The organism is Novosphingobium clariflavum, from assembly GCF_026420865.1.
Taxonomy (GTDB): Bacteria; Pseudomonadota; Alphaproteobacteria; order Sphingomonadales; family Sphingomonadaceae; genus Novosphingobium; species Novosphingobium clariflavum.
Genome location: NZ_JAPCWC010000028.1, coordinates 1 through 11,294 on the forward strand (window position 1 = coordinate 1; position 11,294 = coordinate 11,294).

Sequence of the window (11,294 nt, forward strand, 5' to 3'; positions counted from 1 at the left end):
CTCGACCGCGTAAAACGCTAGCCAAGGATCCCCCCGATGATTGACCGCCGTTCGCTTGTAGGTGCCGGACTGGGAATGGGGTTGGCGGCAGGATTTGCGCCCGGCGTGCTGGCGGCGCCAGCGAAGGCCCGCCCCATGCGTCCGGCCAAGCCGCTGGTGATCGGCCATCGCGGCTGCTCGGCGCTGCGGCCCGAGCATACGCTTGGTTCCTATGCCAAGGCGATTGCCGATGGCGCGGACTTCATCGAGCCCGATCTGGTCAGCACCAGGGACGGCGTGCTGATCGCCCGGCATGAGAACAACATCGCCGAGACCACCGACGTTTCCGTCCGGCCCGAATTCGCCGCGCGCAAGACGACCAGGACCGTCGACGGCGAGCAGGTGACCGGCTGGTTCACCGAGGACTTCACGCTGGCCGAGATCAAGAGCCTGCGCGCGAAGGAGCGGCTGGGGGCGCTGCGTCCGGAAAGCCATTCCCATGACGGGCAGTTCCAGGTCGTGACCTTCGAGGAGATCGCCGATTTCGTCGCCGCCGAGGCAGCCGCGCGCGGGCGGGTGATCGGGGTGATCCCGGAACTCAAGCACTCGACTTACTTCGCCGCGATCGGCCTGCCGCTGGAGCAGCGTTTTCTCGACCGGCTGCACGCCAGCGCCTATCTCCAGAGCGCGCCGGTGATCGTGCAGAGCTTCGAGATCGCCAACCTGAAGTGGCTGCGCGAGCGTCTGGATGGCCTCGCGAATGTCCAGTTGCTGCAATTGACCGTGCCCGGTTCGATGCGTCCGGCGGATGTGGTGGCAAAGGGCTCGGGCCCGACGTTCGACCAGATGCACAGCGATGCCGGGCTCGCCGAAATGGCGAAGTATGCCGACTGGATCTCGCCCAACACTCTGGCGCTGCTCGGGCGGGACAAGGATGGCAGGCTGCTGGCGCAGGGCACCGGCCTTGTCGAGCGGGCTCATGCGGCGGGCCTGCTGGTCTCGACCTGGACGTTCCGTCCGGAGAACTACTTCCTGCCAATGGATCTGCGCGACGCGACCGGGCAGGGCGGGCGCAACCCGGCCGGCTCGATTGCCGAGATCCGCCGCTATCTGGCGCTGGGGATCGATGCGTTCTTCACCGACGACCCGGCGATCGGCCGTCAGGCGGTCGACGGGCGGGCCTGATACGAAGGCTTCCGGAGGGGGCTTGGTTCCTCACTTCCGCTCAGGCTGAGCTTGTCGAAGCATGGCAGCCTTGCTCGATGCTTCAGGGGGCTTCGACAGGCTCAGCCTGAGCGGGAGGAAAGGTTGCCTTGCCCACGCCGCCTAACGCCCATCGCAAAGCGGAAAAAAGGCAGGGAAGCCCCCCCTGCCCCCTGCCTCCCTGCCTTTCCTTCCTGAATGTAGCGCGCCAAGACCGTCTGGAGCAGCGGACAAGAGTTTCTGGAGCACTGAGACGTACTCTCACGGGTTTCTCACCCGATCATAAGAGGCCCCTCACGCTGGCCTAAGGGAAAGAGTTCACTCGTTAGTCGTGATGCCATCCAGTCACGAAAGGCAGCTGCGTTCACAGTGTCAGTCCGCATGGCCGCCATAACCAATGCTCGCCGATTAAAGACGCGAAGGGAGCCTCCGTTCGAGCGGCTGATCTTTGTACCTGGCGTAAGCCATCCGCGTGAAACGATAGCGGCATCTCCCTCGGCAATCTGTTTCTGGAAAATTGTCCCCTTGGACATCAACGCACGCCCCTGCGCCAAACCCAATGCCAGCACAATTTGCTCATTGGTAAACCACTCGTCGCCGCTCTCCAGCATGCGCACCAAGGGATTTCTATCGGGTGACGGCCATATGCTGCGATCGTAGATATCCATAACCACCCCATCAGATTCGGACAGCAAGATGCCGGGCATCGCGCTCCCGCGCAAACGCCGGTTAAATCGACAATGAGAAAGAGGTTGGCCGCCCCCTCAGGAGGCGGCGAGTTCCTTACGGATGCAATCTTCGTCGAGGCCCGTGTCGATGAAGAATTCGTCCGGCTGGTCGATGTAGATCGCGGTGCCCAGCTTGGTCTTGACGCTCTCCTCGGCCTGGATGGCCTTCAGGATGGCAGGCTTATCCAGCTCGACCTTCGTGCGGATGAAATCCTTCTTCCGCCCCCAGCGCAAACCGCGCAGCCAAGTGAGGGCCTTCTCAGCCGTATATCCCTTCGTGAACTTCACCTTGGGAGGGCTCACGCGCAGGCCGAGCTTAGCTCCCGCCAGTTCGGCCGAGCGAGCCTTGCCAGCGTGTTCCTTGCCACCGGCCTCCCACCACGCCTTCAGCGCTGAAAAACGGCGCTTCTGCTCGGCTTCACGCGCCGTGACGACATTTGCCAATCGACTCTTGATGGCGTCGATTGCCGCTTCGGCTGTCACACGGTCGAGGAGCGTTTCGCGCTCGGCCGACACGTATTCCGTGATCAGCGCGATTGCCTCTTCATCGGTCTGCGGCACGTCGGCCGCCTCTGCTCTCCGGCGGGCCATCAGGCAGCCACTCCCTTCGGTTCATCGGGCCAAGTCGTGCCAGTCATGTCGAGATCGCGGAGCGCCTGGCGGTAGTCTGCCCACGCCTTCTTGGTCACTGCGTCCAGCGGACTATCCGGCATCTGCGTCCAGTCGCTCGCAGAGAGAAGGCGGTCGCGCTTGCGGCGGCGGATCGCGACCCGCTCCGCTTCGTCGATCGTGGGTTCGACCGCTTCAGGCTTTCCGCCAACGGCTGCGATCCCCATGCCGGCAGCCTGTGCCTTCATCAGTTCCTGCCAACGCTCTTCGCTGATCTCCACCGCGTCGGTCGGCACGCGGCTGTCAGGATTGTCGATCATGCGAGGGCGCTTGCCGGCCTTCTTTTCGGCCGCCGTCTGTTCCTGCTCGATCTGCCGGGCGCCGTGGAACAGGTCGGAGTAGAAGCCACCGGTCGAGGGGCTGAAATAGTGCTTCATGGTCACTTTCCGATCGAGAGAATCTGGACCGAACGCGCGGCGTCGATCGAGCTGTAAACGGAGACGGTCGTAAGGCCTCGGCCGTTTACCCACGGGCCGTTGTCCTGGGCGTCATTGTCGGACGATCCACCGTTCGCCCAGGCACCGCGATTGTTCTCGGTGTAGGCCTGAGGAAGGCTGATGATCGTCGTCGTGTTGGCCTGGGCGACGCCGTCGAAAACCTGCATCACGACGCTGCCGATCTTGATGATCCAAGCCGTTCCGCTGACCGACAGGCCAACGAGCCCCGCGAGGCCAAGAGGCGTCACAGCAACGTCGTCGCGGGTCTGTGAAGTCACCTCGGCAGCGCTCGCCTTGGTCACCGTAATCGTGCGGTCAGCAACAAGATCGCCGCCGCCGCTGGCAAGGCCCGCCGCCAGCACTTTGCGGGTTGTCGGAACAGCTCCGCCGCCGTCTCCGACGATGCCTTCGAGCAGCGCGATGATTGCATCGTAGAGCTGGCTATCATCGCCCTTTTCGAGCGTGATCCCTGCTGTCTCGATGACGTAGCAAAGCGCCTCCTGGATGGCATTCATCCAGTCGGCCGGAATTTGTGTCGCCTTCTGGCCAATTGCCGGGTTGCCGGCCTGCCATTTGCCGTCGACGGCGCCATTGCTGTCGATCCGATGCATGCTTGTGCTCCTATTGAGTGAAGTCGAACCAGAAGTCGGCCGAGGGCTCGACTTCGTAGGCGAAGAGGACGGTGGTGTGGGCGGGCGCTAGGCGGCGAATCACGCACTCAAGATCGAGGGCGCCGAACCCTCTCAGGCGCACGCCGATGCGATCCCCGACTTCTGCGACGGCGAGGAAGGTGCTCTCTTCGAGATAGCCTTCGAACGGGCGAATTTTCATGGTCCAGGCGTGCGCCCAGTCCTCGCCGTTGAGATCATCACCGACACGGTCGCCGATGCGCGCGGGGCGGTGCTCGATAATCTCGACCTGATAGCCGAGGCGAGCAGCCACCTCGATAAAGGCAGCCCGATTCTGACCGCCTATGCCGGCGATCTTCTGGTGCAGCGCCACCTGCCGCTCGGACACTTCATCGGGCGCGCCGGTGCAGGTATCGGGGAGGCCCGCAACGCGCTCCCAATCAGGCAGCAATTCGAGAGTGGTGCGCGGGTCCGCCTCTTCGATCAGGTCGACGGCCCGGCTATCGACGCGCGCATATTCGGTAGCCAGTGCCGCCAATAGGCGGGCGAAAGGTCCATCCGGTGCAAAGTTCCACGCAGGCCCTTTGGGAAGAAGCTGTGCGAACTGGCGAGCATAGGCATCGGCATCGCGTGGGGTGTTGATCCCAACGCTCATGCGAAGGTCACCGAACCTAGGGTCGGGATCGCTCCGGCCGAAGCCGTGAAGTTCTCGTCCGGGATATCGATGGCGTGCTGGAATTCGCCTTCAGCCAAGCTCACCGCTTCGCTGAGCCGGCTCATGTAGATGGTGCCGGCTGGTTCCCCTTCGCGCGCGAAGAAGTCGGCCAACTCGGCGCTGATCGCAGTCTGCACGGCCGCAGTATCGGGCGAGACTCGAAGGACAATGTCAACGGGAGCGGGCGTAGGGGCGAAGACGTACAGCTCAGCCGTCACCGGCCGCAGTTCGTCGAGCGCGGCCTGAACTGCGGCGACATCGGCGGCGAGCGGGAAGATATCCTCGCGCCCGTCCATCACGAACGTGACGCCGACAGTGCCGGCACCCATCCACGACTTGTATGCCCACGCGCGCGTTACGCCCGGCTGGGCCAGCGCCCACGACACGTAATCGTTCAAAGAGCCGCCCTGGGGCGGGTTGCGGATACGGTCCAAAAGGCGCGCAAGAAGGCTGGCGTCGTCTTCCTCGTCAGCCCCGGCGGTGCCGCCGTCGCTCACGGTGATGGTGGCGTTTACCCCGACGACGGCGCTCGAAAGTGTCAGTGTGTCGCCAGCGCTGAGCGCGGTGTCCGGTCCCGAGGTGGCCGCTTCGATTGAAAGCGACGCTGTGCCGGCGGCGATCGTTGCGGCCGTTGTCACCGTGTAGATCGTGCCGTCTATACGCTGAGCTTCAGTCCCGGCCGGGATCGTAGAGCCGTTGATGCCAGTCGCCGTTGCGGTTGCGGCCGTCACCGTCGCTGCCTTGCGGTCGATGCCCCAGATCGAGGCCCAGCGCGCGAGATACTCCGCCTCGGCCGTGTCGGGCATGAGCTGCCGGGAAAGCCAGTTCAGATAGCCGTACAGGCCGCTCGCCACGCCGCCCTCGACACGGGCGAGCACGTCCAGGACAGAATGGCGAAGTTTCGCATCAGCGCCGGGAAGGCGCGTTTCCACATCGCTGCGGACGCGGGCGATGATCTCGGAAAGGGTCGGGCGAGTGAAGGTCATGTGATCGAAGCGTCCCAGGTGAAGTCGTAGCGCTGGCGGCCGGGTCCGTTCGGTCGATCGAGCGTCACGCCGATAGCCAGGCGCCTGCGCACGCCCTCGCTTTCCTGAACCTCGATCTCGACAGTGACGGCCGAAACCACGCCGTCCCGCTTCAGCCAGGCCAACGCGGCTTCGGCGCTCTGCCGCGCGAGCTGGATATTGGCGTTGGTGATTTTGGCACGGCGTAGAAGCCACAGGAGCGAGCCGATCCGGTTAGGATCGTTCGAAGTGCCGGCCTGCGGTCCAGCGTCGGCGGCGAACTGGTCTCCCCACCACCCCCGGCGATCGTCACCGTCTTCGGGTAGCTCGGCATCGTCCGGCGCACGGGCATCGGTGAAGAGCGAGATCAGGATCGCCGTGCGCATGCCGTCGTCGCTCGCGATCGCGCCGGCAGTCAGCATCAGGTCGGCCGAGAAGGTCTCATCGTTCCAGGCGAGAGCGATATCGGTCATGCTGCCGTGACCTTCTCGCTGCCGCTGATAATCTTGCCGGTGGAGAGGTCGACCAAGTCATCGACGCGCGCGACAGGCTTGCCGCCCTCGGCGCCGATCGACACGTCGTCGCTTTCGACGATGATCTTCGGCGCGATGGCTTTGACCTCAGTTACGCCGATAATTTCGAGGCGTTCGCGGCCGAGTTTCACCACATTGCCGAGATCGTCATAGAGCGCCACTTCGCCCTGCTGGAGCCCGGTAAGGCGATAGTTCCGGTCATCGACACGGATCGCGATCGCGTGGCTGCGCAGTCCACCTGCACAGACGACAACGGCCTCGGCGCCGGGATGCGGGTGCGAAGTGATGCCGTAGTCCTGAAAGCGCTCAACGCCGTCCTGGACCTCGTCCGAGAGCAACTCGACCTGAAGCGCTTGGAGCTTCGCCGCGTCGTTGACCAGATTGACGATCCCACGCCCGATCATGAGCCGGATGCGGCCAGCCAAAGCGGACATCAGACCTTCTCCTCGGGCTCGGCGAGTTGGCTCCACGCTTCAGGCGGGACCAGCGTCATCGACGTGACCGTGCCGTCCGTCTCGTTGCGCGCGAGGGTAACGCTCTGCACGAGGAGATCGCCCGATACCTTGCAGCTCGGAATATCGCAGGCGGCACGCGCGCCGGGGGACCAGACCTTGCCGGCATCGGTCAGCCAGCCCGGCACTTCCACGTCCAGCGGCTTGCCCTTTCCAGACCGCACAGCGGCTTCCCAAGCCGCGCGCTTCTTCAGCGATGCGGTGTCAGACTGCTCTTCGCCGATCAGCAGCAACGGGCGATGACGGGTCACGCCGCTATCCGTGGCAGTGCCCTTCACCTGGGAAACGACCTTGCCGTGGCGCTGATCGTCGCCGGCAGCCTGTCCCTTTACGAGGTACTCGGAAAAGCGTTCGCTCACGTCATCGGTCCCTTCGGCCGACTTGACGTTGACGCCTTCAGTGATTTGGCCGGTGCGTTCGCCACGATCGGCAGGACCAATGCGCACGCTGCCGTCGCCGGGCGAGTAGACCACCAGCCCGCGATATCGCGCCATGCGCTCGATCGCGGCGAAGACGGTCTCGCCCTGCTGGAGCGCGAACTTCTTGAAGGCTGCGCCAGTGCTGCCGCTCACATCGATCGTGATGCCGAACGGCGCAGCCAGCACTTTCGCGATCGCTTCCAGCTTTTGGTTCGACCAAGAGCCGGGCTTGTGGATCGCAGAGCAGTCGATGAGGTCGGCAGCCTTGTCGCGGCCACGCACCGAAATGCCCCGATCGTCTCCGGCAAGCCGTCGTTGAACGGCATCCACGTATCCTGTGATCAGCGTCTCGCCGTTGAGGACGATCTGGCAGGCATCGCCGCCCTTGATCGGCCAGTCTTCAGCGCCGGTCTTTTCCTTGGCCGCCAACGCGAGCGAGAAGCTGCCGACCATGTTGTCGAGCGAGCGTTCGATCGAAACGGCCGTCCAGCCCAGATAGGCCTTCCCGTCCAGCACAAGGCCGACCTCATGAGCTGGCAGGACGCTCATGCCACGGTCCCCGAATCGACGGTGAGAAACTCCAGCGACACGCCGCCGGGCAGGAAGCCGGGATGGGCCACGCGGTTACGGGCCGCGATGCCACTGGCACGGGTTTCGAGGCTGGTGTCTGTGCGCGTGTCAGAACGGTAGAGGCGGTGCGCCACGACCAGGGCGGGCTCGGTTGTCGCCAGTTCGGCCGAGTAGACGCGGGCAAGGCTCACGCCCTTTGCAGCGATGTCGGCCGCGAGCGCGCGGCGTAAGGCGTCGAAGGTATCCGCGGTATCGTCGTCGCCGCGATCGGCAGCTTCCAGCGCCAGAGCATCCAGGTGATCGCCGATCGCGTCGCGGGTCACCTTGGCTTCGTCATAGCTCGCATAGTCCAGGGCGGACGCAGCGCGCACCAGCTCGGCCGCGCTGGCAACACGGAACAGGCGCAGGAGCGCGATGCGGTTGGTGGCCTCCCGCTGGCGCTGCGGAGTGCGCTCCGGCATTTCCGGCGTGTCGGGCGTCCAGTCGAGCATCATCTGGAGCGGCGCGAGGCGCGAACTGCGGCCGGTGCTGTTGCCAAGCACAGCCACGGCCGAGACGAGGCCCAGCACCGACGATGCCAGATTGAGCGGCGAGCGCATCAAACTCGACACGTTACCGGGCAGGTAGCTGAGCGCCGATTGGAAGGCGCGGAGCGTCGGGCCCACGCCGCCACGCAGGCCGGCCGCGAGCTGCGAAGCATCGGCCATGCCCTTGACCAGATTGCTTGCCGAATCCTCGACCCAACCGGCAACACCATCGATCGAGAAATCCTTGGCGAAGGCTTCGGGCGCCACTGCCTCGGTCGCGTCGGCCGCTGCTGCGCCGTCACTGCCGGCAGCTACCGACACCGGCGCGGGCGCGGGAAGGCCAGCCTCACTGAAGCGGATCGAGAGACGGCAGATGCCGCCTTCGTCAGTGCTTTCGCTGGTAGTGTATTCCAGCGCGGCAACCATCATCTGGCCGTGCCAGGGGTGAACCAGCAGACCCGGACCTTCCGCTTCCAGCGCGTCGATCAGCTTGTCGCGGCCAGCGCGATAATCGGCACCGACGACATGGCATTCGATCGAGAACTCGCGTGCCTTGCGGCCGAGGTCTTCGAGCGTGGGTTCGTCGCGCGAGGGCATTTCATGGATCGCCACGCGGCGGCCGCCGCTACGCTCATGGCTTTGGGTGCTGAAGGGAACGCCGCGAAAGCTGCCCTTCTGGTATTCTTCACGCCAGCTCATGCCGCTCCATCCATGATCTTGCCTGTGTTCGCTTTCACCGGGACGCTGGGATTGTTGGAGGTGACGCTGGTCACGCGGGCAGTGCCCGGACCTTGAACCCTGACATCGACCTGGAGCGCGCCGCCCACCTGGACGGGCGCGGCCGCAGAGGTACGCCCTCGGATTTGAGGGTTGCGCAGGTTCGGGACGGTCGGCCGGTTCCACCAGTTGTCGGGGGCTTTGGGGGCGGGCTTATTCGGAGCGGACGAAGCGCGATCTGTGTCTCCGCTACCCATCCATTCCATAAACCGAAGACTAGGTCCGACGATCGGCAGATTACGGATCACGTCCCTGTATTCCTCGGCCTTTTTGACCATCAGCCTAAGCGCGTTGACCACGATCATGGCATTGTCCGCGATCGATTTCAGGTCCGCGGCGACTTGATCCCAATCAGTCTCCTTGATGAACTTTTCGGCCAGATCGGTCGCTTTTGTGAGCCAGGCGGAAATTTTCAGCGCCCACTGGTCCAGTGTTCCGTCCTCGCTCCACTCGTTGAGCTTGTCGAGAAAACTGGCCGCTGATTCCTTGAGCCTGTTGAACCATCCCGCCTCGGCGATTTTGTACTGAAACGCCGTCACCGTATCCTTGATGTTCTCCCACAGACCAACCAGCGTCTTGCTCTGGCGGATCATGCCGCCAGCATATTTGGCATCCCAAATCCCGAGTACGGTCTTACGGATCGATGCCGCATCGTTCTTCACGGTCTTGAAGGCGTTTTTGCCGTCCTTTGCCACAAAGGAGAACGTCACCAGGTTACCCTTGGTCGAGGACGTGATGCCGAAGGTCTTGAGGCGCTCATATTCCTTGGTCTGAGCATCGCCAATGGCCTCGACCGCGTCGGTCAATGTCTGGTTATTTGCAGCCGCTGCATCGCCCATACTCATCATCGCACCGGTGAACGGGTCGATGCCCAGATTTCGGGCACGCACGAATGCTTCGGCTACACCCTCAACCGCGTAGGGCGTGTCCTTCGCAAATTTCAGGACCCATTGAAGCGCCTTCTTTGCTTTATCCGCAGAGCCTTCGGTGCCCTCCAGTTGTGCCTGGAGTTGTTCAAAGTGTGCGCCCGTCGAGACGATCCCACTTAGGAACCAACCGCCTGTGGCCGCAGCCGTGGCGGCAGCACCAAGCACGCCCCACTTTGCCGCGCCGAGGGCTTTGCCACCCATCCACTTGAGACCAGACATCGCACCTCGGCCTGCCCGCCCCATCAGATCGAGGTTGCGAATACCGGCGCGCAGATCGGTGGCGAACCGCCGGGCCTGAAGGCCAGCCACCCGGAAGACAGAACCGATTGCCACTTGGCGAAGACGGCGTGCTCGGCGCTGATAATGATCGAGTGAGCGCGAGCCGCTCTCGATGTCCTGAGACACGCGGCGCACGTCCTGCCCCCAACGCCGGATGCCCGCCGTGAGCTGGGACACGCTGGAGCGCATCTTACGTGCAGGCGCCGTTACCCGGTCGACCGCCTCCAGGATCATCGAGAACTTGAGCGCCATGGCTACTCGCTTTCGTTGGGAAACTGGCTCTCTGCCTCGCGGAGCCAGAATTCGACTTCATCCCACGTCATCGCCATCAGCTCGGCCGGGGCGATGTTGAACGTGTCGGCGCGGGCAAGCGCTGCTAGGCAGGCTCGCCAGTCGTCTGGCCACCGGGCGCGTTCTTGCCGAGCAAGTTTCCCAGCTCGCCGATGTCTTCGCCGTCCAGAAGTTCGGCCTCTTCTTCGCTGAGGTTCGTGATCTTCGCGATCAGTGCGATAGAGCCTGAGATTTCGCGGCCCTCGTATTGATCCATGACCCGCATGTCCTTGCCGCGCGGGCGTTTCAGCACGACGCAGAAACCGGCTTCGCGGAGGGTCTCCTCGCTTACTTCGCCCGTCTCAGCGCTGCGGGTTTCCCGGATGATCGGGTACTTGAGCTTGTAAGTTCCAAGGATGCGGGTCACAGCACTTCCTCCGCCGGAGGGCCGCCCATCACGAGGCTGGCCTTGCCGTCCTGGCCGAAGCTGATCACATCGGACGTGTAGGCGTTACGAACGATCCACTGGATGCCCGTATCGGTTGTCAGAACGGCCGTGGCATTGTCGATCGCGCGCAGGGCGGCGAGGCTGACGCCCTTCTTGTACAGCAGCGAGACGGTCAACTTGGCTGGGTTGGTCGACTCGGTGAAGGCGCCTGCCTCGTAGTCGCCGGCTACAGCTTCACGGCTGGGACCGCCGATTTCGAGGGTCGCCTCCTTTGACGATGAGTAGGTTGTGCCGTCGATAGTGATCTTCACCTGACCGACGACCTGATTGGGATTGGCCATCTTATGCTCCTTTCAGAAGGTTCTGAGACGGCGCTCAGGCGCGCGCGACGTGCGAAACCGTAATGCCGACGCCGGCGCTGCTCACCTTGCCGTCGATGCTGCCGATCGAGCCGTGCATCGAAACCGCGATGTCCTGGTCGGGATCGTCAGGCAGTACGGCGAGGAATATCTCCGCGACCTTCTCGGCCTGCTCGCGATCGTTCGCGTGGAGAGGCTGGCTGGCGGCGACCTTGTCGAGTTCCGCCTGGATCAGCGTATGCGCTTCCCACTTGGCCCCGGCGCGGATGTTGAAAGAGTAGCTCATGTTTTACTCCTGAAGGCCGGC

At 63.8% G+C, this 11,294-nt stretch carries 15 protein-coding genes; 1 reads left to right on the forward strand and 14 read right to left on the reverse strand.

Annotation, left to right across the window (positions count from 1 at the left end):
• Nucleotides 1-36: 36 nt before the first annotated feature.
• Complete coding sequence (locus OKA11_RS20700) at nt 37-1,164, forward strand: glycerophosphodiester phosphodiesterase (RefSeq protein WP_267223806.1); 1,128 nt, start codon at nt 37-39, stop codon at nt 1,162-1,164.
• Between the two features lie 290 nt (nt 1,165-1,454).
• On the opposite strand, the gene OKA11_RS20705 is transcribed toward OKA11_RS20700, so the two are convergent.
• From OKA11_RS20705 to OKA11_RS20770, 14 genes are all read right to left on the reverse strand, one after another.
• The gene (locus OKA11_RS20705) at nt 1,455-1,850 is read right to left on the reverse strand and encodes a hypothetical protein (RefSeq protein ID WP_267223808.1); all 396 of its coding nucleotides are present in this window, start codon (nt 1,848-1,850) and stop codon (nt 1,455-1,457) included.
• 96 nt (nt 1,851-1,946) lie between these two features.
• A complete protein-coding gene (locus OKA11_RS20710) occupies nt 1,947-2,501 on the reverse strand; it encodes a host-nuclease inhibitor Gam family protein (RefSeq protein WP_267223811.1) in 555 nt (184 codons plus the stop codon).
• Nucleotides 2,501-2,956 carry a tail fiber assembly protein gene (locus OKA11_RS20715; RefSeq protein ID WP_267223813.1) on the reverse strand — a complete coding sequence of 152 codons (456 nt, stop codon included), beginning with the start codon at nt 2,954-2,956 and terminating at the stop codon, nt 2,501-2,503. The genes OKA11_RS20710 and OKA11_RS20715 overlap by 1 nt, the downstream gene beginning before the upstream one ends.
• A 2-nt stretch (nt 2,957-2,958) precedes the next feature.
• Entirely contained in the window at nt 2,959-3,627 is a 669-nt protein-coding gene (locus tag OKA11_RS20720) for a hypothetical protein (protein WP_267223815.1), read from the reverse strand.
• A 10-nt stretch (nt 3,628-3,637) separates the two neighbouring features.
• Nucleotides 3,638-4,300: a YmfQ family protein gene (locus OKA11_RS20725; RefSeq protein WP_267223819.1), complete on the reverse strand. Its 663-nt coding sequence runs from the start codon at nt 4,298-4,300 to the stop codon at nt 3,638-3,640.
• On the reverse strand, nt 4,297-5,346 hold the full coding sequence (locus tag OKA11_RS20730; protein ID WP_267223821.1) for a baseplate J/gp47 family protein: 1,050 nt from the start codon (nt 5,344-5,346) through the stop codon (nt 4,297-4,299). The genes OKA11_RS20725 and OKA11_RS20730 overlap by 4 nt, the downstream gene beginning before the upstream one ends.
• Nucleotides 5,343-5,837 (reverse strand): phage GP46 family protein, encoded by a 495-nt coding sequence (locus OKA11_RS20735; RefSeq protein WP_267223823.1) that lies wholly within the window; start codon nt 5,835-5,837, stop codon nt 5,343-5,345. Before OKA11_RS20735 ends, OKA11_RS20730 begins: the two co-directional genes overlap by 4 nt.
• Nucleotides 5,834-6,331: a phage baseplate assembly protein V gene (locus OKA11_RS20740; protein WP_267223825.1), complete on the reverse strand. Its 498-nt coding sequence runs from the start codon at nt 6,329-6,331 to the stop codon at nt 5,834-5,836. Before OKA11_RS20740 ends, OKA11_RS20735 begins: the two co-directional genes overlap by 4 nt.
• The gene (locus OKA11_RS20745) at nt 6,331-7,377 is read right to left on the reverse strand and encodes a phage baseplate assembly protein (RefSeq protein WP_267223827.1); all 1,047 of its coding nucleotides are present in this window, start codon (nt 7,375-7,377) and stop codon (nt 6,331-6,333) included. Before OKA11_RS20745 ends, OKA11_RS20740 begins: the two co-directional genes overlap by 1 nt.
• Nucleotides 7,374-8,624 carry a DNA circularization protein gene (locus tag OKA11_RS20750; protein ID WP_267223830.1) on the reverse strand — a complete coding sequence of 417 codons (1,251 nt, stop codon included), beginning with the start codon at nt 8,622-8,624 and terminating at the stop codon, nt 7,374-7,376. The genes OKA11_RS20745 and OKA11_RS20750 overlap by 4 nt, the downstream gene beginning before the upstream one ends.
• Entirely contained in the window at nt 8,621-10,162 is a 1,542-nt protein-coding gene (locus OKA11_RS20755; RefSeq protein ID WP_267223832.1) for a tape measure protein, read from the reverse strand. Before OKA11_RS20755 ends, OKA11_RS20750 begins: the two co-directional genes overlap by 4 nt.
• Nucleotides 10,163-10,286: 124 nt before the next feature.
• Nucleotides 10,287-10,607 (reverse strand): phage tail assembly protein, encoded by a 321-nt coding sequence (locus OKA11_RS20760; protein WP_267223835.1) that lies wholly within the window; start codon nt 10,605-10,607, stop codon nt 10,287-10,289.
• Nucleotides 10,604-10,969: a phage tail tube protein gene (locus OKA11_RS20765; protein ID WP_267223837.1), complete on the reverse strand. Its 366-nt coding sequence runs from the start codon at nt 10,967-10,969 to the stop codon at nt 10,604-10,606. Before OKA11_RS20765 ends, OKA11_RS20760 begins: the two co-directional genes overlap by 4 nt.
• A gap of 34 nt (nt 10,970-11,003) precedes the next feature.
• Nucleotides 11,004-11,273, reverse strand: coding sequence for a hypothetical protein (locus OKA11_RS20770; RefSeq protein ID WP_267223839.1), 270 nt, complete (start codon nt 11,271-11,273; stop codon nt 11,004-11,006).
• Between the last annotated feature and the right edge of the window lie 21 nt (nt 11,274-11,294).